The sequence below is a fragment of the Bradyrhizobium sp. SZCCHNS3016 genome (genome assembly GCF_032484535.1).
GTDB lineage: Bacteria > Pseudomonadota > Alphaproteobacteria > Rhizobiales > Xanthobacteraceae > Bradyrhizobium.
In genome coordinates, this window is record NZ_JAUETE010000003.1 from 502,920 (window position 1) to 525,303 (window position 22,384).

The 22,384-nt window shown below is 65.5% G+C and carries 24 protein-coding genes and 1 tRNA gene; 12 read left to right on the plus strand and 13 right to left on the minus strand.

Annotation, left to right across the window (positions count from 1 at the left end; genetic code table 11):
- The first annotated feature begins 123 nt into the window (after positions 1–123).
- Positions 124–1,476, plus strand: a complete 1,353-nt coding sequence (locus tag QW881_RS09785; RefSeq protein WP_316158295.1) for an IS1182 family transposase — start codon at positions 124–126, stop codon at positions 1,474–1,476.
- 1,418 nt (positions 1,477–2,894) lie between these two features.
- Here the strand turns inward: QW881_RS09785 and QW881_RS09790 are convergent.
- From QW881_RS09790 to QW881_RS09805, 4 genes are all read right to left on the minus strand, one after another.
- Positions 2,895–3,161: a hypothetical protein gene (locus QW881_RS09790; protein WP_315717207.1), complete on the minus strand. Its 267-nt coding sequence runs from the start codon at positions 3,159–3,161 to the stop codon at positions 2,895–2,897.
- Between the two features lie 168 nt (positions 3,162–3,329).
- Positions 3,330–3,728, minus strand: a complete 399-nt coding sequence (locus QW881_RS09795; protein ID WP_315717206.1) for a TIGR02301 family protein — start codon at positions 3,726–3,728, stop codon at positions 3,330–3,332.
- Between the two features lie 31 nt (positions 3,729–3,759).
- Complete coding sequence (locus tag QW881_RS09800; RefSeq protein WP_315754043.1) at positions 3,760–4,179, minus strand: NUDIX hydrolase; 420 nt, start codon at positions 4,177–4,179, stop codon at positions 3,760–3,762.
- Positions 4,180–4,244: 65 nt separating this feature from the next.
- Entirely contained in the window at positions 4,245–4,766 is a 522-nt protein-coding gene (locus tag QW881_RS09805) for a hypothetical protein (RefSeq protein WP_315717204.1), read from the minus strand.
- Positions 4,767–4,852: 86 nt separating this feature from the next.
- Between QW881_RS09805 and QW881_RS09810 the strand changes: the two genes are divergently transcribed.
- On the plus strand, positions 4,853–5,623 hold the full coding sequence (locus tag QW881_RS09810) for an SOS response-associated peptidase (RefSeq protein WP_316158296.1): 771 nt from the start codon (positions 4,853–4,855) through the stop codon (positions 5,621–5,623).
- A gap of 162 nt (positions 5,624–5,785) precedes the next feature.
- On the opposite strand, the gene QW881_RS09815 is transcribed toward QW881_RS09810, so the two are convergent.
- From QW881_RS09815 to QW881_RS09830, 4 genes are read right to left on the minus strand one after another with little or no spacing between them, the layout of a single operon-like run.
- Positions 5,786–6,367: an NUDIX domain-containing protein gene (locus tag QW881_RS09815; protein WP_316158297.1), complete on the minus strand. Its 582-nt coding sequence runs from the start codon at positions 6,365–6,367 to the stop codon at positions 5,786–5,788.
- 9 nt (positions 6,368–6,376) lie between these two features.
- Positions 6,377–6,832 (minus strand): GNAT family acetyltransferase, encoded by a 456-nt coding sequence (locus tag QW881_RS09820; protein WP_316158298.1) that lies wholly within the window; start codon positions 6,830–6,832, stop codon positions 6,377–6,379.
- A gap of 15 nt (positions 6,833–6,847) precedes the next feature.
- Complete coding sequence (locus tag QW881_RS09825; RefSeq protein ID WP_316158299.1) at positions 6,848–8,275, minus strand: FAD-binding oxidoreductase; 1,428 nt, start codon at positions 8,273–8,275, stop codon at positions 6,848–6,850.
- 18 nt (positions 8,276–8,293) lie between these two features.
- Positions 8,294–9,292, minus strand: a complete 999-nt coding sequence (locus tag QW881_RS09830; protein ID WP_316158300.1) for an L-threonylcarbamoyladenylate synthase — start codon at positions 9,290–9,292, stop codon at positions 8,294–8,296.
- 229 nt (positions 9,293–9,521) lie between these two features.
- Here QW881_RS09830 and QW881_RS09835 point away from each other — a divergent pair.
- The 5 genes from QW881_RS09835 to QW881_RS09855 all read left to right on the plus strand — a co-directional run bounded on the left by QW881_RS09835 (position 9,522) and on the right by QW881_RS09855 (position 13,011).
- Positions 9,522–9,598 (plus strand) — tRNA-Pro (locus tag QW881_RS09835).
- Positions 9,599–9,690: 92 nt separating this feature from the next.
- Positions 9,691–10,185: a MarR family winged helix-turn-helix transcriptional regulator gene (locus QW881_RS09840; protein ID WP_315757089.1), complete on the plus strand. Its 495-nt coding sequence runs from the start codon at positions 9,691–9,693 to the stop codon at positions 10,183–10,185.
- A 61-nt stretch (positions 10,186–10,246) separates the two neighbouring features.
- Positions 10,247–11,920: an FAD-dependent oxidoreductase gene (locus tag QW881_RS09845; protein WP_315757090.1), complete on the plus strand. Its 1,674-nt coding sequence runs from the start codon at positions 10,247–10,249 to the stop codon at positions 11,918–11,920.
- Between the two features lie 255 nt (positions 11,921–12,175).
- A complete protein-coding gene (locus QW881_RS09850; protein ID WP_315740183.1) occupies positions 12,176–12,448 on the plus strand; it encodes a hypothetical protein in 273 nt (90 codons plus the stop codon).
- Between the two features lie 68 nt (positions 12,449–12,516).
- Positions 12,517–13,011 carry a GNAT family N-acetyltransferase gene (locus QW881_RS09855; protein ID WP_315757091.1) on the plus strand — a complete coding sequence of 165 codons (495 nt, stop codon included), beginning with the start codon at positions 12,517–12,519 and terminating at the stop codon, positions 13,009–13,011.
- 82 nt (positions 13,012–13,093) lie between these two features.
- On the opposite strand, the gene QW881_RS09860 is transcribed toward QW881_RS09855, so the two are convergent.
- Positions 13,094–13,984: a hypothetical protein gene (locus tag QW881_RS09860; protein WP_315757092.1), complete on the minus strand. Its 891-nt coding sequence runs from the start codon at positions 13,982–13,984 to the stop codon at positions 13,094–13,096.
- A 385-nt stretch (positions 13,985–14,369) separates the two neighbouring features.
- Complete coding sequence (locus QW881_RS09865; RefSeq protein ID WP_315757093.1) at positions 14,370–14,615, minus strand: DUF3551 domain-containing protein; 246 nt, start codon at positions 14,613–14,615, stop codon at positions 14,370–14,372.
- 362 nt (positions 14,616–14,977) lie between these two features.
- Between QW881_RS09865 and QW881_RS09870 the strand changes: the two genes are divergently transcribed.
- From QW881_RS09870 to QW881_RS09885, 4 genes are all read left to right on the plus strand, one after another.
- Positions 14,978–15,994 (plus strand): YihY/virulence factor BrkB family protein, encoded by a 1,017-nt coding sequence (locus QW881_RS09870; RefSeq protein WP_315757094.1) that lies wholly within the window; start codon positions 14,978–14,980, stop codon positions 15,992–15,994.
- Positions 15,995–16,156: 162 nt separating this feature from the next.
- The gene (locus QW881_RS32575) at positions 16,157–16,378 is read left to right on the plus strand and encodes a hypothetical protein (protein WP_409999000.1); all 222 of its coding nucleotides are present in this window, start codon (positions 16,157–16,159) and stop codon (positions 16,376–16,378) included.
- A 365-nt stretch (positions 16,379–16,743) separates the two neighbouring features.
- Entirely contained in the window at positions 16,744–18,366 is a 1,623-nt protein-coding gene (locus QW881_RS09880) for a PAS domain-containing protein (RefSeq protein ID WP_409999001.1), read from the plus strand.
- Positions 18,320–18,757, plus strand: coding sequence for a hypothetical protein (locus QW881_RS09885; protein ID WP_315757096.1), 438 nt, complete (start codon positions 18,320–18,322; stop codon positions 18,755–18,757). Before QW881_RS09880 ends, QW881_RS09885 begins: the two co-directional genes overlap by 47 nt.
- 34 nt (positions 18,758–18,791) lie before the next feature.
- Here the strand turns inward: QW881_RS09885 and QW881_RS09890 are convergent, their stop codons facing one another.
- The 3 genes from QW881_RS09890 to QW881_RS09900 form a co-directional block, all read right to left on the minus strand.
- Positions 18,792–19,556, minus strand: coding sequence for a serine O-acetyltransferase (locus tag QW881_RS09890; protein WP_315757097.1), 765 nt, complete (start codon positions 19,554–19,556; stop codon positions 18,792–18,794).
- A gap of 134 nt (positions 19,557–19,690) precedes the next feature.
- A complete protein-coding gene (locus QW881_RS09895) occupies positions 19,691–20,317 on the minus strand; it encodes a LysE family translocator (protein WP_315757098.1) in 627 nt (208 codons plus the stop codon).
- Positions 20,318–20,517: 200 nt separating this feature from the next.
- Complete coding sequence (locus QW881_RS09900; protein ID WP_315757099.1) at positions 20,518–21,150, minus strand: LysE family translocator; 633 nt, start codon at positions 21,148–21,150, stop codon at positions 20,518–20,520.
- Between the two features lie 318 nt (positions 21,151–21,468).
- Here QW881_RS09900 and QW881_RS09905 point away from each other — a divergent pair, with 318 nt between their 5' ends.
- The gene (locus tag QW881_RS09905; protein WP_315757100.1) at positions 21,469–21,903 is read left to right on the plus strand and encodes a GNAT family N-acetyltransferase; all 435 of its coding nucleotides are present in this window, start codon (positions 21,469–21,471) and stop codon (positions 21,901–21,903) included.
- The last annotated feature ends 481 nt before the right edge of the window (positions 21,904–22,384 follow it).

The following is a 22,384-nucleotide window of genomic DNA, read 5'->3' on the forward strand; positions in this document are numbered from 1 at the left end:
CTGGACCGAGCGTAGCGAGTGCATGCGAAACGTCGGTTTATGGCCGATTTCGTTGAAAAAGTCGCCAGTTGCGGCGCAGAGATATCGGTGATTCAGTCTGTCTAATTGGCGGGACTGAAGGTCATGATGGGGCATCGGCAAGTCGAACAGGCTGCGTTGTTCTATGAGTTCTCGCTGGAAAGGCACATCCCAGCCGACCACCTGTTGCGGTCGATCGATAGGTTCGTCGACTTCGAGGACCTGCGACGGGAGTTGGCACCGTTCTACAGCAACATCGGCCGGCCCTCGATCGATCCGGAGCTGATGATCAGGATGCTCCTGATCGGCTATTGCTTCGGCATACGTTCGGAACGGCGCCTCTGTGATGAAGTCCACCTCAATCTGGCCTACCGCTGGTTCTGCCGGTTGGGTCTGGATGGAGCTGTCCCCGATCACTCGACGTTCTCGAAGAACAGGCACGGCCGCTTCCGTGAGAGCGATCTCTTCCGTCGCGTGTTCGAGACCGTCTTGCGCCGCTGCATCCGGGAGCGGCTGGTCGGCGGCGAAGGGTTCGCAGTCGACGCGAGCCTGATCAAGGCGGATGCCAACCGACAGAAGGGAATCGAAGGCGATAAGGGGCTTCCGCCGGAGGCCGCGGGTCGAGCGATCGACGAGTATCTTGCCGTTCTTGATGATGCCGCGTTCGGTGCCGCGACGGAGGTCACGCCCAAGTTCGTGTCGCCCTCCGACCCGGCGGCGCGCTGGACGGGAGCGCACGGCGGCCAGGCCTTCTTCGCTTACTCGACGAATTATCTGGTCGACGTCGAGAATGCGATCATCGTCGATGTCGAGGCGACCACGGCGATCCGCCAGGCAGAAGTATTGGCCGCCAAGCGCATGATTGAGCGTTCAATCGAAAGGTTCGATCTCTATCCAAGCCGACTTTTGGGCGACAGCGCCTATGGCTCAGCTGAGATGCTCGGCTGGCTGGTCTACGAGCATGGGATCGAGCCGCACGTGACCGTCTTCGACAAGTCGGCCCGCACCGACGGGACCTTCTCGCGTGAGGCCTTCACCTACGACCATAGCAGGGACGTCTATCGCTGCCCCGCTGGCAAAACCCTCACCACTACAGGGACGCTGGTGAACAACGATACGACGGTCCTCTACCGTGCGAGCAAGCACGATTGCCAAGCATGCTCTCTCAGAAGCAGGTGTTGCCCCAACACCCCGGCCCGAAAAGTGCCGCGCTCGGTCTACGAGGGCGCTCGCGACATGGCACGCGAGATCGCAAGCTCACGGGAAGGCCGCACTTCACGCCGGCTCCGCAAGAAGATCGAGATGCTGTTCGCGCATCTCAAGCGCATTCTCAAGCTCGATCGCCTGCGACTAAGAGGGCCGAACGGCGCACGCGACGAGTTCATCCTCGCTGCAGCCGCTCAGAACCTTGGCAAAATGGCCAAGCTGATCCCGATGCCCGCACCGACGCCCGCGTGACCCCCACCAAGCCAACTCATCCGATAAACGGCAGTCGTTCACGACGAAACTACAGCCTACTTTTTCAACGGAATCGGCCCATAACGGATCTGGTCGCCGGCTCGCGTGAAGGTCTGCTTCTGATGCTCGACCGGAAGCAGGTGCCCGGGAACAGCGCTCCGACACGGCTGCATTTTGTTGTCTCCTTAGGATTGAGGAAGCCGGTTCGCGCTACTAGCCTGTGACCTTCAAGACGGTACGGTTGGCCCCAAGGATAATGTCTGGTGTACTTCATCGCCTTTATGATCGTGGTCGTCTTGACTGCCGTGGTGTCGCTTCGCCGATCCATGACTCTATCACGGAACGCTCGGGGGGGCTGGCCCGGCCCAGCGGCTGGCAGCGCGGCGGCGGGCGCTTTGGCCTGTATTCTGCGCGGCAATTCTTGAGTTTGGGTTGATTGGACTTAGTCATGTTCAAGACAACCAGGAGCTTGGTCCCTCCGTGACGATCGATCTCATGGCGCTTACGGCCGCTTTTATCGGCGGCTGGTTTCTTGGCGTCATTGGCGGAATGGATTGGGACTGAAGCGCCGCAAGAAACGCAGAGCAAAAAAGCCCGTCGGGCGAATCAGTCGTGCGATCTTGTTTGTAACGTCGTCGTTCGGGCTCGCCGCAACTACACGAAACGCCTGTGCCGAAATGGCAATTTTGCGCATTGTCTCAACGTGATCGCGCCCGCAGCACCTTCCGGGCGAAAGATTTCACTTTCGTTTTTCCAGAATACGTGTCTATCCTCCACCCATCCCGCCTCAACGAGAGGGGCGTACGCGCGGTCGTCACGAGACGCGAGGCGGGCAGGCGGTGGACGTGTCGGGTTGCAGCGTGGCTTTGGTTGCGCGGACGGACAACCTTCGATGCGGACGTGAAGTCGCGTGGTCCTGGCCTCCCGATGCCGAGGTCAAGCCTGAGTGTGATGCGAGAGCATCGGCGCAGGCGATGGGGGCAATCAAGCCGGTCCCCAGGGAGAGCGCGAAAGAAGCGTTAAAACCATCGCGCAGGGAAGGCTGGGCTCATCCGGCTGCACCTGTGGTTCCTGCCCCGTGCACTTTTGTTCGCACGGGGGCCATGGGCGTCAGCCGACGCCCAGCCTTCCCTGCGCCCTCGATTGAATGAGGGCCGAACGTCGGTCATCGCTCGGACGCATCGCGCCGCGAGGACGATGAGGCGTGTCTCGATGCTGTTTGAGATGTGAAAACGGATCTCGGCCCCGATGGGCGCTCTTCGTTTTGGCTCCGTCATTGCGCTCGCAATGACGCGGAGTTTGTCGACGTAGTTGTCGTAGCCTGGGTGAGCGCAGCGATATCCGGGTTCAACGAGGCTGCGGATGGAACCCCGGATGTCGCTGCGCTCATCCGGGCTACCCGCGAGGAGCGGGAGAACCTACTGCGTCGCGCGCGACAGCGAGAACTCGCCGTTGCGGACGCGCTCCGGCAGGCCTTCGACGAAGGTCGCCACCGCGTCCTCGCCATAGGTGGTGACGAGTTCGGCCAGCGCCGCGAACAGGCTGGCCTGCGCCAGGCAGTCGCCGTCGACGCCGTCATGGCGCGCTTCCGCCCAGGCTTCGTTGAGGTAGCTGAGCGCGGCCTGCTTCTGCTCGTGGTCGGGCAGGACGGCGGGGAGGGCGCTGAAAGTGACGGGAAAGCTCATTGAATTCAGTCTGGCGGGGCCGCGAGGCGCGTTGAATTCCGAACGCGGACGCGCCGGACCAGTGAGGTTTACCACGCAGGCGGCGGACGCCTAGGCCAGTTCTTTAGGAAAGGTTAACAAGGTTAACGCAAACGTGGATAACGCCGGCGCGCCGTCAACCATGGGCCATCAGTTGGCGTAGCGCGCCGTGAGGTCGCGCGAGATCTTCGAGCCCTCGTCGATGTAGCGGCGGATCGCCACCATCGCCGCCGGCGTGCAGGTCCGGTAGGTCTGCTGAAAGCCGTTATAGCCGCGGTTGAAGCCGGCGATCATCCGGGCGCGGCGTTCGCCCGACGGCGTCTCGGCATCGATCAGAGCCTGCATCTGGTTGCGCCATTTGGCGCCTTCATTGCTGCCGCAGATGCCGCGGAGGTAATGCAGGGTTCCGAGGATCTCGGCCAGCCGCTGCAGATCGCCATCGAACGGCGCGGCCGCATCCTGCGCGCGCGCGGGCACAATGGCGCAGGCGGCAACGAGCATGAGGACGGCCAGGAGGCGCTTGGGGATCATGGGGAACACCGACGTCATATGCCTTTGCCGGACGGCGGACGCAAGGCGCCTACACCAGGGTCCGTGCGGCGGCGATGATCTCCGGCAGTCCGTCAGTCAGCGTGAGGCCCTCGAGCGCATCGGGGAGGCGCCACTGAAAGTCGTCCAGTTCCGGGTTGAGCCGGGGCTCTCCGGCCTGCCAGCGGGCCGCAAAGGGAAGGATCACATAGTGGCCGCCGCCGCCCTGGGCCGGCAGGACCTCGCGCCATCCGGCCAGCCCGACAATTGCGATCGAGAGTGCGGTTTCCTCCATGACCTCGCGCGCGACGGCCTCGTGCAGGGTCTCGCCGAGCTCCACCCGGCCGCCGGGCAGCGTGTAGACGCCCTTGGCGGGGGAACGCGCCCGGCGCACCAGCAGGAGCTTGCCGTCGCGGAAGATGGCGGCGCTGACGGCGAGTTGGGGGTGGCGGGGCGGCGTCGGGGCGGTCATACCAATGGCTCCAGGCGTGGTCTGCACCGTAGCGTGAAGACGACCGGGCCGGCAGCCCGTGCTGCTCAGAAGCTTGCCATGATGGCGTCGACGGCGTCGACCTCGTCGACCGGGTCAGGGTCGACCTCGATGTCGCCATTGATGATGCCGCCGGCCTGGGTCACCAGCGGCTTGACCCACGCCGCGGCCTGCTCGGCGAGCTTGGCCTTGGTGGCGTCCTGCTTGGCTGCGCGCATCGCGCTGCCGACCGCGAGCAGGATGTCGGTCATGGTCTTCGTGAGATGATCGAACTTGTCGCGAATCGCCGGGTCGGCCTGCTCATAGGCCTCGATGACGAGATCGCGGGCCTTGAAATTGGTGTGCGTGAAATGTTCTGGATAGGTCAGCGGCGACCACGCCAGAAAATCCTCGGCGCATTCCGGAATATCGGGAATCATTTCGAGCAGCATCACGGCTTCGTTGAAATGATTCAGATAGTCGGTGGCGAGCCCGGTGCGCGGATTGATGTTGGCGGCGCGCAGCATCGCGGCCCGCGCCGGGTCAATGGCGCTGCCCGCCGGTCGTTGGGTCGTGCGATCGGTAGGCACGGAATGGGTCGCCGCTGCGGTCATCCGCTGCAGTGTTGGCAACCTAAGTTAAAAGGTGCTGAACACACGACGATTTGAGTGAGATTATGTGTGGACGCTTCGTGATCACTTCACCACCCGCGGCTCTCAGGCAGATTTTCGGCTACGAGGAACAGCCGAACTTTCCGCCGCGGCACAATATTGCTCCGACGCAGCCGATTCCCGTAGTTCTTCTGGATCAGGACATCAGGCATTTTCGGCTCATGCGCTGGGGATTCATTCCGGCCTGGGTCAAGGATCCCCGTAATTTCACGCTGCTGATCAATGCGCGTTCGGAGTCCGCACGCGAGAAGCCGGCGTTCAAGAATGCGATTCGGCGGCGCCGCGTGCTAGTGCCCGCTGATGGATATTACGAGTGGCAGGTGATCGATGGTCGCAAGCGGCCGTTCTTCATCCATCGCAGTGACGGCGCGCCGCTCGGTTTCGCGGCCCTCGCCGAGACCTGGATGGGGCCGAACGGCGAGGAGGTCGATACGGTGGCGATCGTCACCGCGGCTGCGAGCCGCGATCTCGCCACGCTGCATCATCGTGTTCCCGTGACGATCAGGCCGGATGATTTCGCGCTGTGGCTCGACTGCCGCTCCGATGATCCTGATGAGGCCATGCGGCTGCTGATCCCGCCTCGCGAGGGCGAGTTCGCGTGGTACGAGGTCTCCACGCGCGTCAACACGGTGGCCAACGACGACGAGCAGCTGCTGCTGCCGATGACCGCGGAGATGCGCGCCGCCGAGGACGCGCAGCGCAAGCCGGCGAAGAAGGTTGCATCTCGCAAAGTTTCGCCTGCGCCTGCGGATGACGGGCAGGGGAGTTTGTTCTGAGGCGGGGAGCATCAACGAAAAAGGTCGTCATACCCGCGAAGGCGGGGATCCAGTACGCCGCGGCCTCTCGTGCCGAAACGGCTGCCGATGGAATACTGGGTCCCCCCCGCCTTCGCGGAGGACGACAGAGAAGCAAGACCCGCGACCGAGCGTTGGCCGCGCTCAGCCAAAGATCCTCAGCGCGGCGTGCTGCAGCAGCATGATGGTCTTGGCGTCCTGGATGCGGCCGTCGGCGATCATCGTCAGCGCGTCGTCGATCGAGAGTTCCAGCACCTCGATCTCCTCGCCCTCATGCGCGAGCCCGCCGCCGGCGCTGACGCGCATGTGAGGCTCGTATTCGGCGACGAAGAAATGGATCTTCTCGGTGACGACGCCCGGGCTCATGAACGCCTCGAACACGAACTTGACGTCGTGCAGCCGGAATCCGGTCTCCTCCTCGGCCTCGAGGCGGATGCGCTCCTCCGGCGAGGCATCGTCGAGCAGGCCGGCCGCCGCCTCGATCAGCAGATCGTCATGGCCGTTGACGAACGCGGGATAGCGGAACTGCTTGACCAGGATGACGCTGCGCTGGGCGAGGTTGTAGGGCAGGATCGCCGCCGCGTTGCCGCGCTCGAACACGTCGCGGCTCTGCATCTGCCAGGTGCCGTCGTCGCGCCGCCATTCGAACCTGGTCGAGGTCAGCGTGCCGTAATGGTCGGAGAGCACGCGCGTCTCGTGGACGCGGATGCGGTCGGAGATGCTCATGCTGAACCTCTATTTCATGCCGGGCGTGGGCGCGCGGCCGTCGAGCCATTTCGAGAACACGACGCTGTCCTGCACGGCATAGTCGAGCGTCTGGTAGAACGCCTGCACCGCGGTGTTGTCGCCGCGCACCATCAGCATCAGCTTGGCGACGCCGCGCGCCCGCAGCCAGTCCTCGGCCGCGGCCATGATGGTGCGGCCATGGTTGTGGCCGCGATGCTCGGGATCGACGCTGACGTAGTAGACCCAGCCACGATGACCGTCATGGCCGACCATCGCGGAAGCGGCGATCGCGCCGCCGCTGCGGCCGACCAGGACGGTCGCATTGTCGCCACGGCGGGCGAGCGCGATGTCGGCGGCCGGATCATTCCACGGCCGCGTCAGGCCGCAGCGCTGCCACAGCGCGATGATGGCGGGCACGTCGGCATCGGTGATGTCGGAAATGATGAGAGCAGGAGCAGTGTCCATGGGAGCGTCGAAAGCCTAGAGCACCTTGCCGGGATTCATGATTCCGAGCGGATCGAATTGCGCCTTGATCGCGCGCATCAGCGAAATCGCGGTCGGGTCCTTCACGTCGGGCAGCTCGTCGCGCTTGAGCACGCCGATGCCGTGCTCGGCCGAGATCGAGCCGCCCATGCGCAGCACGATCTCGAACACGACCGCATTCACCTCGTGCCAGCGGGCGAGATAGTCGGCCGTGTTGGCGCCGATCGGCTGGCTGACATTGTAGTGGATGTTGCCGTCGCCGAGATGGCCGAACGGCACCGGACGCGCGCCGGGCATCAGCTTCACCACGGCCGCGTTGGCCTCGGCAATGAAGGCGGGCACTGCGGCGACCGGCACCGAGATGTCGTGCTTGATCGAGCCGCCCTCCGGCTTCTGCGCCGCCGAGATGTCCTCGCGCAGTTTCCAGAACGCCATGCGCTGGGCGAGGCTGTCGGCGATCGCGGCGTCGTCGACGATGCCGTCCTCGAGACCCTTTTCCAGGATCGTCTCCAGCGTGGCGCGGGCATCGTCGCGCGACGACGACAATTCCATCAGCACGAACCAGGGATGGGCGCCCGACAGCGGCGCGCGGTTGCCGGCGGCGTGGCGGATCGAGAAGTCGAGCGCGATCGCGGCGATCAGCTCGAAGCTCGTCAGGTTGCCGGCGGCCTCGCTTTGCGCGATCGCCAAGAGCTTCAACGCGTCATCCGGCGACTTCAGCCCGACGAACGCGGTTTCGACCGCGCGCGGCTTCGGAAACAACTTCAGGCTCGCTGCGGTGATGATGCCGAGCGTGCCCTCTGCGCCGATGAAGAGATTGCGCAGATCGTAGCCGGTGTTGTCCTTCTTCAATTTCGACAGCGCATTGAGTACCCGCCCGTCGGCCAGCACCACCTCGACCCCCAACGCCATCTCGCGCGCCACGCCATAGGCCAGCGCGGCGGTGCCGCCGGCATTGGTCGAGAGATTGCCGCCGATGGTGCAACTGCCCTCGGCGCCGAGCGACAGCGGAAACAGCCGGTCGACCTCGGCGGCCTTCTGCTGCGCCACCTGCAGCACGACGCCGGCCTCGGCGATCATCGTGTTGGAGGCGGTGTCGACGTCGCGGATCTTGTCCATGCGCTTCAGCGACACCACCACTTCGCCATTGTGCGGCGTCTGGCCGCCGACGAGGCCGGTGTTGCCGCCCTGCGGCACCAGCGCGATGCGGTGCTGACTGGCAAGCTTGCAGATTGCCGCGACCTCGGCGGTCGAGCCCGGGCGCAGCACCAGCGGCGAGCGGCCGTGGAACAGGTTGCGCTCCTCGGTGACGTAGGGGGCGACGTCGGTCTCCGCCGTCAGCGCCTGGCGCTCGCCGACGATGGCGGCGAATTGCGCGATCAAATCGGGCGGCAGCGGCGGCAGGGCAGGCTGGCTGATGTTCATGGTCAGTCGCTTCCAGTGTTATCTCGGCGCGGCGGCGCGGCGCAGCCGGTCGTTGATGGCCTCGCCCAGTCCGTCGTTCGGGATCGGCATCACCGCGATGCTGCGCGCACCCTTGGCATCGAGGCTGCGAAGATAGCCGAAAAGATGCATCGCCGCCTCCGCTGGATCGCCCAAGGGCGAGAGGTTCAGGATCGCGGCGGCTTGGTCGGCCCCGGGCAAGGTCACCGGACCGAAGGCGAGCAGCGCCTCGCCGGCCGCGACCTCGCTGGCGTCGAGGCGGACGGCGGCGCGCGGCGCATAATGCGAAGCCAGCATGCCCGGCGCCAGCGGCTGCTCGGACGTATCGGTCTCCGCGGCGGGCCGCGCCAGCGCACGGCTGAGCACCGCCTCGATCGCCTCGCTGGGAACCCCGCCCGGGCGCAGCAAGGTCGGCTCGTCGAAGCAGCCGACGATGGTCGATTCGACACCGACCTCGACCGGCCCGCCGTCCAGGATCAGGTCGATTCGTCCCGAGAGATCTGCCGCGACATGAGCCGCGGTGGTCGGCGACACGTGGCCGGAGATGTTGGCGGAGGGCGCCACCACGGCGCCGGCGAACGCCGCGAGCAGCGCTCGCGCGATCGGATGCGAGGGAATGCGGATCGCGACCGTGTCGAGACCGGCCGTCGCGAGATCTGCGACCGTGCAGTCCGCGGCCTGCGGCACCACCAAAGTCAGCGGTCCCGGCCAGAACGCGGCGGCCAGACGCTCGGCGGTGGCATCGAAGCGGCCGATACGCTGCGCCGCCGCGATATCGGCGACGTGGGCGATCAACGGATTGAAGGCGGGCCGGCCCTTGGCCTGATAGAGGCGGGCGATGGCCGCGGCGTTGGCCGCATCGGCGCCGAGGCCGTAGACGGTCTCGGTCGGGAACGCGACCAGTCCGCCGCGGGCGAACGTCGCCGCGGCTTGTGCGATTCCGGCCGCGTCGGCGGGCAGGATCCTGGTCTCGATCGCTTGCATGTCTGGGGCGGGCATCGATGGTACGGGACGGCAGTGGCTTCCGCGCTCGGCTATAGCGGGCGCGGACGTCCGAATGAAGCGCGCAAATCGCCTGTCGCATTGCGCTCGCGCCATGGCCACCGGACAAAGCCCCACGGCCTCAAGCGGTTAACCCCTCTGCCGACGATCAGCGATTTCGATGCGATTTCCTGCCTTGTGTCCTTGCGAAGACGGAAACCCAACGCTATAAGCCGGCTTCCCAAGTCGGAGCGTGGCTCAGCCCGGTAGAGCACTGCGTTCGGGACGCAGGGGTCGCAGGTTCGAATCCTGCCGCTCCGACCATTTCTTGGCGTGACAACTCACGCTTTTCCCGATGTCACCTTGCGCCTGCTACCCTGGTCCAGCGTAGCTCGATGAAGCGAGGTGTTCCCGACATGACAGCGCGATCTCCACGTACGGCGCCGCTTGCGGGACGAACCGGAACGGCCTGGCGGCACGCCAATGTCGGCCGGTTGCTCAACAATGCGGTGCGCCGGTTCGAATCCCGGGTTCTCCAGCTGATGGCGGAGAGCGGTCACGGCGAAACGCGGATCGCTCATGTCAGCCTCACGCGCAATCTCGACGTCGAGGGCACGCGGCTGACCGAGCTCGCGCGGCGGGCCTCGATGAGCAAGCAGGCGATGGGCGAACTGGTCGATCAATGCGCCGAGCTGGGGCTGGTGTCGCGCGAAGCCGATCCGAGCGACCGGCGCGCGCGCCTCGTCCGCTTCACGCCGGCCGGACTGAAATGGCTGGAGGCGTTTGGCGATGCCGTCGATGTGGCCGAAGGCGAGATGCGCAAGGAGCTCGGCAAGGCGGCGATGGACGCGATCCTGCAGGGATTGCAGGCCTATGGCGCCCGCTTCGATACGCTCGACGACACCAGATAGTCAGGTTGCTTGACTATTTTGCGGGGCGCGGTAGCCTTCCTCCATTGCGAGGAGAAGCGCGGTGATCGAACGTCTGAGCGCCTCGGTGCTGATCGTGGGCGGCGGGCCGTGCGGGCTGATGCTGGCCAACGAGCTTGGCCGCCGCGGCGTGTCCGCAATCCTGGTCGACGAGAAGCCGGGAACGGCCTTCAACCCGCAGGCCAACGCGACGCAGGCGCGGACGATGGAGCATTTCCGCCGGCTCGGCTTCGCCGACGAGATCCGGCGCGCCGGCCTGCCCGCGGACTATCCGACCGACGTCGCCTATTTCACGCGCTACACGGCGCATGAGCTGGCACGTTTTCAATTGCCGTCCGCAGCACGCGCGACGGAACTGGTGAAGGGTCTGTCCGGCTCATGGAGCGCGGCCGAGCTGCCGCATCGGGTGTCGCAGAAGTTCGTCGAGGCGATCCTGCGCCGGCACGCAGCGCGGCTTGCAGGCATTCAGCTGCACTACGGGCATCGGTTGATCGGTTACGTCGCCGATGACGGCGGCATTGCCGCCGACGTCGAGCGTGTCAGCGACGGTGCGCGCTGCGAGGTCGCGGCTGATTTCCTGATCGGCGCCGACGGTCCGCGCTCCCGGGTGCGACAATCGCTCGGGATCTCCTATGGCGGAACGACGGGAATAGAGCGCGATTTCATGGGCGGCCGCATGCTCGCGGTCTATCTCCGCTCGCCGGAATTTTACGCCAGCGTCCCGCATGCGCGGGCCTGGATGTATGTCTGCTTCAACCGCGACCGCCGCGCCTTCATGGCCGCGGTGAACGGCCGCGACGAGTTTGCCTTCCACACCCAGCTGCGGCCGGGCGAGGACGAAAGCGCGATCAGTGCCGAGGACGCAAGGACAACGTTCCAGCGCGCCTGCGGTGCGCCCATTCCCTGCGAGGTGCTGTCGCACCTCACCTGGACCGCGGGTCATGCGCTGGTCGCCGAGAGCATGCAGCGCGGCCGGGTCTTGCTTGGCGGTGATGCGGCGCATCTGTTCACGCCGACTGGCGGACTCGGCTACAACACCGCGATCGAGGACGCGGTCAATCTGGGCTGGAAGCTCGCAAGCGTCGTCAAGGGAACGAGCCCCGTCTCGCTGCTCGACAGCTACGAAGCCGAGCGCCGTCCGGTGGCGCTGCGCAACACCGACTACGCACGCCGATTTGCGGATTCGCTCGGCCTGTTTGCCGCGGTGCCCGAGATCGAGGATGCGACAGCGGCCGGCGACGAGGCTCGGCGCATCGCCAGCGCCTATCTCGATCGGCATGCGCGCGCCGAGTTCAACATCCCCGGCATCACTTTCGGCGGCCGCTACGACGGCTCACCGATCATCGTCCCCGATGGCACTCGACCCCCGCCGGATGCGGCCAACGTCTACGTGCCGAGCGCCTGTCCCGGCGGCCGCGCGCCGCATGCCTGGCTGGAGCAGGGCATCTCGCTCTACGACCGCTTCGGCTTCGAATGGACGCTGCTGCGCTGTGAGGGCAGCGACGTCGATGAGGATCAACTACACGAGGCCATGGGGCCGCTGCGTGCCGACGTCGAGATCGTCACCTTGCCGCGGGCCTTGCGCGATCTCTACGAGGCCGACCTCGCGCTGATCCGTCCCGATCAGATCGTGGCCTGGCGCGGGAGCGCTGCGCAGGCCGGCATGCTTGGCAGCGTGCTGGCTCGGGCGCTCGGAGGGCATGCACGCACTCCCTGAGCTCTCGGTCGTGCGGGGCGAAATGGACCCGCGGCGGCGCGCCGCCGATCGGCTTCTACGCCTTCACGATCAGAACCTCTTGGACATCCGGCGCGTCATCGACACCAACGTCGTCGGCAGGGTTGAGCTGAGGAGCACGTCGGCGCTGCGCGTTCGACATTGGGGCGCCGTCTGCCCGAGCATTGCCCGACCTTCGTCCGGCTGCTAGCGTTCTCCCGTGAGGCACGGGCGAACGAAACGACGATGAACGACGTGATGACCGAATCGGAAAAGGCGCAGCAGATCGTGGCTGCGCTGAGGGCGGCGGAGGCGAGCCCGCCGGAAGCGGCCCTGCAGACGTTGAACGGCCTGATGGGGCTGGTGCGCAGCCCGAGCGCGGAGCAGCCGCTCGAGGTGGAGGAGGCGCGCTCGGCGGCCTTCATGTCGATCTGTGAGGTCGGCAAGGCGCTGCATCGCGGGCAGCCGACGGAGGCGCTGTGGCCGGCGGCGCTGTCGGCCGGCGAGCGCTGGCTGGCGCTCGCCAAGTGAGCAACGACAAGTGAGCAAGGACGAGTGAGCAAGGACGAGTGAGCGAGAACCAGCCCGGCGCGGGCCGCATGAGTTGGCGTGCAATGGCGCCAGGCGATCTTGCTGATGTCGATGGGATCGCGGCCCGCGTGCACCCGAACTATCCCGAGGACAGGCGTGTTTTCGCGGAGCGCCTGCGTCTCCACCCCGATGGATGCCGCGTGCTGCTCGCGGCTGGCGCCGGGATCGCCGGCTATGTGCTCAGCCATCCCTGGCAGCTCGGCCGGCCGCCGGCCTTGAACGTGCTGATCGGAAGCATTCCGTCGCCCGCATCGACCTACTACATCCACGATCTCGCCTTGCTGCCCGAGGTCCGCGGCAGCGGCTCGGCGACAGTGATCGTTGAGGAGCTGATCCGACACGCGCGTGCGCTCGGCCTGACGTCGCTGTCGCTGATCGCCGTCAACGGCTCGACGCCATTCTGGGAGAGGCAAGGATTTGCAGTCGACAAGGCAGCCGCCGCCACCGATCCGACCGGCAGCTACGGCGGCGACGCGAACCTGATGATTCTGCGGCTCGCCTGAATTGCACGCGCTTCTTTCGCGGCGGCGGTGCCATGCGAAGCGGCCCGGCGAGGGGCCGGGCCACTGCGGTTCATGACGTGCTCTATTCCGGCATCGACATCGGCCGCCGCCACATGTCGCGCCGCCGGCTGAAGCGGTTGGCGTGCAGCATCCATCCGGTGACAGGCTTGCCGTCGCGGTGACGGCCACCGCTCTCCGCGGCCGCCCAGGCGGCGACGGCGCCGAGCAGCAGGGCGGTGGCAACCGAGAACGCCAGGATGACGGTGCCGGCGCGCGTGCGCGAGATCGCGCTCTTGGCTTGTGCGATCACGCTGTCCACCCGCCGCTCGGCATCGGGAGCAGCGAGACCGGTCGTGCCGCTGACCATCTGTACGAGATAGCCGCGATCCTCCGGGCTGACGCCATTGTGGCTCGACGCCGTGAGCAGGATGCGTCCGGCTTCGCTGCGCGCGGGTGCGAGATCCGGGCTGGGCGCCCGCCGCGGCGCGCGGAACAGCTGGTCGAGCTCATAGCTCAGGACCGACGGCTCATTGGCCGTCGCCGGCGCAGTGAGCGGATTGGTCCGTGTCGCCGCGGACGCGCCGAGCACGGCCAGGGTGGCGCCGAGCACGACCGCCAGCGCCCAGGCTGCGACGCCGTGCAGACCGTCGCGCTTTTCGATCTCTTCGCTTTCGGCAAGCCCGTGCGGCGCGCGCAGGCGGCCCGCCATGTAGCCGCCGCAGCCGAAGCTGATCAGCGCCTGCAGCACCAGATACAGCCCTGACAAGAGCCAGAGCGCCACCGAGGCGTCGCGCCACGTCGGCGCGGTGGAGCTGACACCGAGGCCGACCGACATGGCAAAGCCGATCAGGATCGAAGAGACCGCAGCGGCGGTGATGGCTCCTGCAACGACCGGCGTCCATTGCAGGGTCCAGCTATCGGCCGTCGCGCTTGCAACGGGTGACGTGACGACCGGCGCACTTTCCATGGCCATGATGTCGTCTCAGCGCAGGCCGAAGAACGACAGAACGGCCATGATGACCACGATCAATCCCACGAGATAAATCAGTCCGTCCATGATGGTCCTCCTCCGGTTCGACATTGGTCGCCGTATAAGCGACAGCGAGGCGCAATGTTCCGCGCACGGAGCGGCGGAGGAGGAGAGGACGCGCGGCTGCCGGCCTCAGATGGGAGTTGCCGCAACAGCTAACGAATCATGGTGCCATTGCGCGACGCAATAGAGCAGGGCCAGGGGGCGTGGCAGCCAGAGATGTCGCCGCCAGCCATGTTTCAATCGCAGCCAACTTCCGATCGCAGCCATGTCTCGATCGATGGCGCTGCCCGTCCACCGCGCGAGAGGCTGATGCAATGACCCGCGCTCAATAGCGTCGGTCGTAGCGGCGCTGCCGGGCATAGGCGTAGGTGGGGTTGATACCGCAGCCGGCATCGGTGCCGGAGGCCGCAGCCAGGCACTGGCGATAGGTGGAGAATTGGCAGTTGCCCGGATAGCCCCAGATCCTGCCTTGCAGGCAGTAGCGGTCCTGCGCGGCGGAGGCGGGCGAGATCGCGGCGAAGCCCGCGAGAACGGCGGTGGCAGACAGCGAAGCAAACAGCAGGCGGCGCATGCGCTTATCCTTGCGTTGAAAAGTACCGTTGCAACGCGAGGGTACGCAGGCTCGTTCCTCGCGCGCAGCATTAACTGTTGTGTCGGCGTCGCAGCTTCGCGTTCACCGACGAACGAAAATATCTGCATGTTGGCGCTTGCCCGAGTTGGCCTTTTGAAGATCTGAGGCAGCCCCACCGTCGCGGAGCTCGGCAACGGGCGTCATGGCGTGATGCCGGAACATTCGTCCACCGCCCCGGTTGCCTTTTTCGCCGCTAGTGATGGACCGATCCCATGTTTCGCCGATCCAGGACGTCAGACGCCGCCCATCGCGACTCCCCGAGCGTTTTCGCGAGCAGCCCGCGCGCACCTGGCACCGGCGGGATGCTGGCTCTGCTCGGGTTCGCGTTCCTGATCCACTATTTCGATCAGCGGCCCGAACAGGCCGGGCGCACGGGACGCGCGAGCAGGGTCGACGATGGACACAGCCGGTTGGCGCGTTCGCCCTCGGAGATTCCCGCGCGCAGCTGGAAGGACGTCTCGTTCCGGGTCTACGAGAACGTCACCGAGCACAGGATCGTTGCGCTCGCCGCGGGCATGACATTCTACACCCTGCTGGCGATCTTTCCGGCGCTGGCCGCGCTGGTGGCAATCTACGGCCTGTTTTCCGATCCGGCCAAGATCACCGGACATCTGGAGCAGTTGCAGGGCGTGATGCCGGGCGGCGCCATCGACATCGCGCGCGACCAGTTGACGCGCGTCTCCGCCAACGGCACTCAGGCGCTCGGCATCACTTTCCTGGTCAGCCTCGCGATCTCGCTATGGAGCGCCAATGCCGCGATGAAGTCGCTGTTCGATACGCTCAACGTCGTCTATCGCGAGCCGGAGAGGCGTGGCTTCATCAAGCTGAACGCGATTTCGCTGCTGTTCACCGGAGGCGCGATCCTGTTCGCGCTGCTCGCGATCGGAGCCGTCGTCGTGCTCCCGGTGCTGCTGAACTATCTCGGCATGTCCGAGGCCGGCGACCTGGTGTTGCGGATCGGCCGCTGGCCGGTCATCTTCATCTGCGTCGCGCTCGGACTGGCCCTGATCTACCGCTACGGGCCGGACCGCGAGGAGCCCAGATGGCGCTGGATCAGCTGGGGCAGCGCGCTGGCGGCGGCGCTGTGGCTCGCGGGCTCGGCGCTGTTTTCCTGGTATGCGGCCAATTTCGGCAGCTTCAACGCGACCTACGGCTCGCTCGGCGCCGCCATCGGCTTCATGACCTGGATCTGGATCTCCGCCATCGTGATCCTGATCGGCGCCGAGCTCGATGCCGAATTGGAGCATCAGACCCTGCGCGACACCACCACCGGCGCCGCGGGACGTCCGCATCCTGTCGAAGCCGTATCGCATCGATGAGCCGGCGGCCGCGCTCGACGCGGTGAAGATGGAAAACGTCTGGTCGCAGGCGCACATCTCCTGAGGAATACCTGATCGATGCAGGTTGGGTGGACGGAGCCAGTTGATCATCTATCATTTCAGGATGGCGCCGGGTGATCCGCGCCGCCGTGCGCCCGCTCGTTGCTGTGCGACCATATCGACGGCGCCAACCAGCATCTCCGGCACCACGACGTCAGCCTGGTCGTCGACGCGGGCGATATCTGCTGCACGTTCCAGGTCCGCTCCCGCGGTGGCGATCCGCTGATCGGCGCCTACCGCGATCCCGACCTGACGCGCCCAAGGGCCAACGAGATGGGCTGCGGCAATCTTTCCGACTGGGGGCGCCTGCGAAATGAAATATGACGGGAGCGGCGGTCCGCCCTGTCAGTGCGGATCGCCGAATCCTTCCGCCCGCGATCTCTGGATGCAGCATCGTACGCTTCACCTTTGATGTTGGGGCGCCGCAGCGCAGCTTCCGCGCGGCGCCATTGTATGTCTGGCATCATGCCACAACGGTAGAACTACGGAAAAACCGGATTTCTCAACGCGCTTTAACGAGAGTGGAACAAGTTGCATCAATCTTTGCGCAGACTGGTCGTCGGTCGCATGGGCAACCGTCACCGTCGCCGATCATCTGCAAACGAACTCATCATCTGGAGGTTACCTTGTTGTTTCGATCGAATAGCCGCTCGGACGCCGAAGCGCAGCTTGCAGCAATCAGTCGTGCGATGGCCGTGATCGAATTCCAGCTCGATGGCACGATCATCACCGCCAACCAGAACTTCCTGAACGCGGTCGGCTATCAGTTGCAGGAAATCCAGGGCAGGAACCACAGCATGTTCGTGGATCCTTCCGAGCGCGACAGTGCCGCCTACCGCGAGTTCTGGGCCGCACTGCGCCAGGGTGAGTTCAAGGCTGCCGAGTTCAAGCGGATCGGCAAGGGCGGTCGCGAAGTCTGGATCGAGGCGTCCTATAATCCCGTCCTCGACAGCGCCGGCAAGCCGGTGAAGGTCGTCAAGTTCGCGACCGACGTCACCGAGAAGAAGCTGCGCAGCATGGCCGACGGCTCCAAGCTTGCCGCCATCGATCGCGCGCAGGCCATGATCGAGTTCAAGCTCGACGGCACCGTCGTCAGTGCCAACAAGAATTTTCTCGATGCGCTGGGCTACCGCCTCGACGAGATCCAGGGCAAGCATCACAGCATGTTCGTCGAACCCGCGCTGCGCGACAGCCCGGCCTACCGCGAGTTCTGGGCTGCGCTCAATCGCGGCGAATACCAGGGCGGCGAATACAAGCGCATCGGCAAGGGCGGCAAGGAAGTTTGGATCCTCGCCACCTACAATCCGGTGCTCGATGCGACGGGCAGGCCGATCGGGGTCGTCAAGTTCGCGACCGATGTCACCGCGCAGAAGCTGAAGAACGCCGACCTCGCCGGGCAGATCGAGGCCATCGGCAAGTCCCAGGCGGTGATCGAGTTCAACATGGACGGCACGATCATCACCGCGAACGACAACTTCCTTCGCGCGCTCGGCTACACCCTGGCCGAGATCCAGGGCAAGCATCACAGCATGTTCGTCGAAGCGTCCGAGCGGGAGAGCGCTGCCTATCGCGATTTCTGGACGAGCCTGAACCGCGGCCAGTACCAGTCGGCCGAGTACAAGCGCATCGGCAAGGGCGGCAGGGAAGTCTATATCCAGGCCTCCTACAATCCGATCCTCGACCTCAACGGCAAGCCGTTCAAGGTGGTCAAATATGCGACCGACGTCACCCGGCAGGTCTTCGTTCGCATGGGCAACGAGCGCGTGCGGGCCATGATGGAATCGGTGGCGGCGGGCGCAGAGGAACTCAACGCGTCCGTGCGCGAGATTTCCGAAGCGATGACGAAGTCGCGCGAGACCGCCATGGGCGCGGTGGACCGGGTCACCGCAGCCGACGCGCAGGCGCAGCGGCTCTCCGATGCGGCTCAGTCGATGAGCGGCATCGTCGAGATGATCCACAACATCACCGGCCAGATCAATCTGCTGGCGCTGAATGCCACCATCGAGTCCGCCAGGGCCGGCGAAGCGGGCAGGGGCTTTGCCGTCGTTGCATCCGAGGTCAAGAACCTGGCCACCCAGGCGAAGACCGCCACCGACAAGATCGCGACGGAGATCGACAGTCTCAACAATATCTCCGGGGGCGTCGTCACGTCTCTCGGCTCGATCAAGCAGGCGATCCAGAACGTCAGCGAGTATGTGACGTCGACGGCCGCCGCCGTCGAGGAGCAGAGCACCGTCACGAGCGAGATGTCGTCCAGCATGGCGCGTGCCGCGGCAGAAGCTCAGGCTCTGGCCGAGCGCGCCGCGGCTTGAGGCCGGATCGGAAAGCGCCGACGCGCGGCGGCCTGTCAACCCAGGCCGCCGCGCGGTTGCAGGCGATGCCGCCGCCCGGCGCGTCATGCGCCTGTTGCCCCTTTGCCGAATTCCACCACTCTCACCGGGGCGATCCGTGGCCGATATCCTCGCATTTCCCGCCCGGGCCTCGTTGCGGATCGTCGGCGCGAAGGCAGAACGGCTGCGCGATGCGGTGGCAACCGGCGAGGTCGGACGGCTGCGGTGCGAATTGGAGCTTTGGCGAAGCGCGGTCGACAATCTGGATCGGTGCATCAGGTCGGATCCGGCCCTCGCACCGCTTGCGGCCGAGTGCGACAAGATCCGCGACCTGATCTCCGTCACCGCGGCCAAGCTTGATACATTGCTGTAGAACCGGCCGCCCCAGGAGTCGCGAGGAATCGTGATCAGGCCGGGATCGGCTGCTCCGGGCAGTTCGTCAGGCGAGCCGGCGTGCCCACGGCGGTGCAGCCCGACGGCACGTCGGTGGTGACGACGGCACCGGCGCCGATCTTGGCAAAATCACCGATCGCGACGTCGCCCAGCACGGTCGCGCCCGAGGAGAGCAGCACGCCGCGGCCGATCCGCGGGGCGCGGCCGGGCAGCGCGTCGTGTCGCCCGATCGTAACGTTCTGCAGAATGGTGACGTCGTGGCCGATGCTGCTGTCGGCGCCAATGACGATGCCGGTGGCATGATCGAGAAACACCGCGGTGCCGATCAAAGCCGAGGGATGGATGCTGACCTGCAGCGACGCCGAGGATTCTGCCTGGAGCAGCAGTGCCAGGTCGGGTTGCCCGTTGCTCCAGAGCCAGTGCGCGACGCGATGCGCCTGCAGTGCGACGTAGCCTTTGTAGTTCAGCAGCGGCGGCAGCAGCGCCGTCGTCGCTGGATCCTGCGTCGCGATCGCGCCGAGGTCGCGACCCGCCGCCTCGACGAGCTCAGGCGCGGCGGCATACGCCTCGCGCGCGACCGCGGCAAATCGGGCGCGCGCGGCATCGCCGCTGCCGAGGCGGATGCCAATCTGCTGCGCGACGGCACTGCCGAGATCAGAATGGTCGAGGATTGCAGCCGACAGGGCGCGGCTGAACACGGGATCGGCCGCGGCGATGCGCCGGGCCTCGTGCTGGATCGACGGCCAGAGCTCGGGACTGGATGGGTGTGTGTCGGCCATGGCAAAGCCTGCTCGATAACAGGTGACGGCGGCAATATAGCCTGACCTGCACGTTGCAGAAACCTGGACGACGCCTCGCGAGCGTTGGCAGCCGATGTGGCCGGCGACAATCCCTGCCGAAGGTCGCAGCCCGTTCAGTTCTGTGCCGTCCGCGCCGCCGCGGCGGCGACGCCCGCACCGATCAGAAGGGTGCCGCCCGCCTTGTTGAAGATGCTGATCACCTTCGCGCTCCGTACGAGCGCGCGGGCGCGCGAGGCGATCAGCGCATAGCCGACGGCGTTGGCGAAGGCGAGTACGACGAAGGTCGATTCGAACACGACCATCTGCGTGAGGAAGCTGCCGTTCGGACTGAGGAACTGCGGCAAGAACGCGACGAAGAAGGTGATGCTCTTCGGGTTCAGCGCCGTGACGATCCAGGCGTGACCGAGCATCTTCAGCGCCGAGGTCCTGTCGGTCCGCGGCACGGCGTTCAGCGCGCCGCCGGCCTGCCACAGCTTGATCCCGAGCCAGACGAGATAGGCCGCGCCGATCCATTTCAGCACGGTGAACAGCAGCGCCGAGGTCGCCAGCAACGCACCGACGCCCAGCATGGACAAGGTCATGGCGGTGAAGTCGCCCAGCGCGACGCCGACCGCCGTCGGCAGCGCGGTTCGCCACCCCTGGCCCAGCGCATAGGAGACCACCAGCAGAACCGTCGGCCCCGGGATCACCAGGAGAATGATGGACGTCGCTGCAAACGCGAGCCAAGTCTCGATCGTCATGCTGACCCTCTCTTGTCGTTCCCATCATGAAGGCATATCGCATACGGGTTCGTCGAGCCTGAAATCGTGTTCTCGTCCTCGGTTCTGTGCTGACCGGGCGTGACGGGTGTCAGGACCGCGACGGCGCCGGACTGCTCCGCAACACGATCGTCCGGGGCTGTCGGGTCCCCGCTTCAGCGAATGTTGCGGATGTCTGACGACTAGCGTTTCCCCTCGAACGCCAGCCGCAGGGCGAGCGTGCCGAACACCGTTCCCAGCAGATATTGCGGCCAGCGGCCGAGGCGGCCACCTCTGAAGATGTTGGCGCCGACGCGGCTCGCGACAGCAATGACGGCTCCATTCACGACGAGGCCGATGGCGTTGAGCACGGTCGCGAGCGTCATGATCTGGAGCCCGACCGATCCGGCATCGGCCGTGACGAACTGGGGGAACAGCGCCAGAACGAACAGGGCCATTTTTGGATTGAGCAGGTTCGTCACCAGCCCTTGCCGGACAGCTGCCAAGGTCGAGCGCCGGTCGCTCTCGCCGGAGACCGGCGCGAGCGGACGATTCGAGCTCAAAGCCTGCCACGCCAGAAACAGGAGATAGGCGGCGCCCGCGTAGCGAACCGCGTCATAGGCGACGGGGACCAGTAGAAACAGCCTGGAGAGGCCGAAGGCCGCAGCAAGCGCATGGCAATAGGTCCCAGCCTGAATTCCCATCAGCGTCGCAAACCCGACAGACCGCCCCTGCGCGATGCTGCGGCTGGCGATCAGGAGCATGTCAGGGCCCGGAGTGACGGTCAGCGCCAGACACGCGAGGGAAAACAACGCGAGTGTGTGAAGATCGGGCATGTCCGGTTCGCTCCGAGTCGGGGATAGCGAAGCTTACATGCATTCTCCGCGAAACTCGATGAAACTCGGGCCATCATATCTTCGGCGGTGAATACGGACATGTTGGAACGCGCAACGCGTCGACCGTCAGTTCGGCAAAGGCATCGTTTTGGGAGTTTGGTGCAATTACAATAAATTCGGCTGGCAGCGCGCAGCCGCATCTGAGCTCGTGCGCTGCCGCCGAAACTACGAGGCGAGGTCGACAGTGCAATTGTTAGGGAAAGAGAGTTACCGCTTGCGTTCGATGGGATGCATCGGCTCTGGTCCGAGGAGACAGGATTGAGTACGATCTTCGAGGTCCAAGCAACAGACCCGCTCATGTCGGAGGTTTACGCCTTACGACGCCGTGTGTTCGTCGTCGAGCAAGGAGTCCCTGAGGAACTTGAAGTCGACGATGACGATAGGCGCGCCATCCATCTTGCCGCGCTTTCGGATGGCCTCGTCATAGGGACGTTACGCATCCTGCTTCGTGACCGCGCTGCGAAAATCGGCAGGATGGCGGTATCGGCATCATCGCGAAAAAGGGGCGTTGGGAGGGAGTTGATGGAGTTTGCGGCTGCGACCGCATCTCGCCGCGGTGCCGACGAGATCGTTCTCGGGGCGCAAGTCACAGCACGCGGATTCTATGAACGACTGGGGTACAGCGCGGAAGGATCAGCATTCGACGATGCGGGCATACCGCACGTGATGATGCGAAGGAAACTCCAGCGATGAGCCGTCGGTTGGCTGTGTGGCCTCTCCGAACGCATCGTCTGATGATGCGCGGGTGACGTCCGGCCCGTCGGCCCCGACGGCTGCTCCTGGCCGGTGCGGACCGTTCGAGCCGATACGGCGCCGCCATCAACGTCAGCACGGCGCCCAACATCGCCCGCGCTCACCGAAGATTTATCTTTCGCTTTTCCAGAAGATGTGCTCTACTGCGTCCATCCTGCTTCGCCACGAGGGGCGTATCGCGATCGTCACGACACGTGAGGCGGGGAGGCGATGGCCGCTTGTTTGCCGCAGCGTGCTTGCACGCGGACGAACGGCAGCTGGCGGACGAGAAGTCGTGTGGTCCTGGCGCCGCGACGCTGGCGCTAAGCTTTCGGGCGATGATTCCGAGGGCGACGGTGGCTAAATGTGGTCTTCCAGGAGGTTGTCCATCCGGTCTGAACCGAGGAAGCTGAGGTTGCGAAGCTTCAGTGTTCCAAGGAGA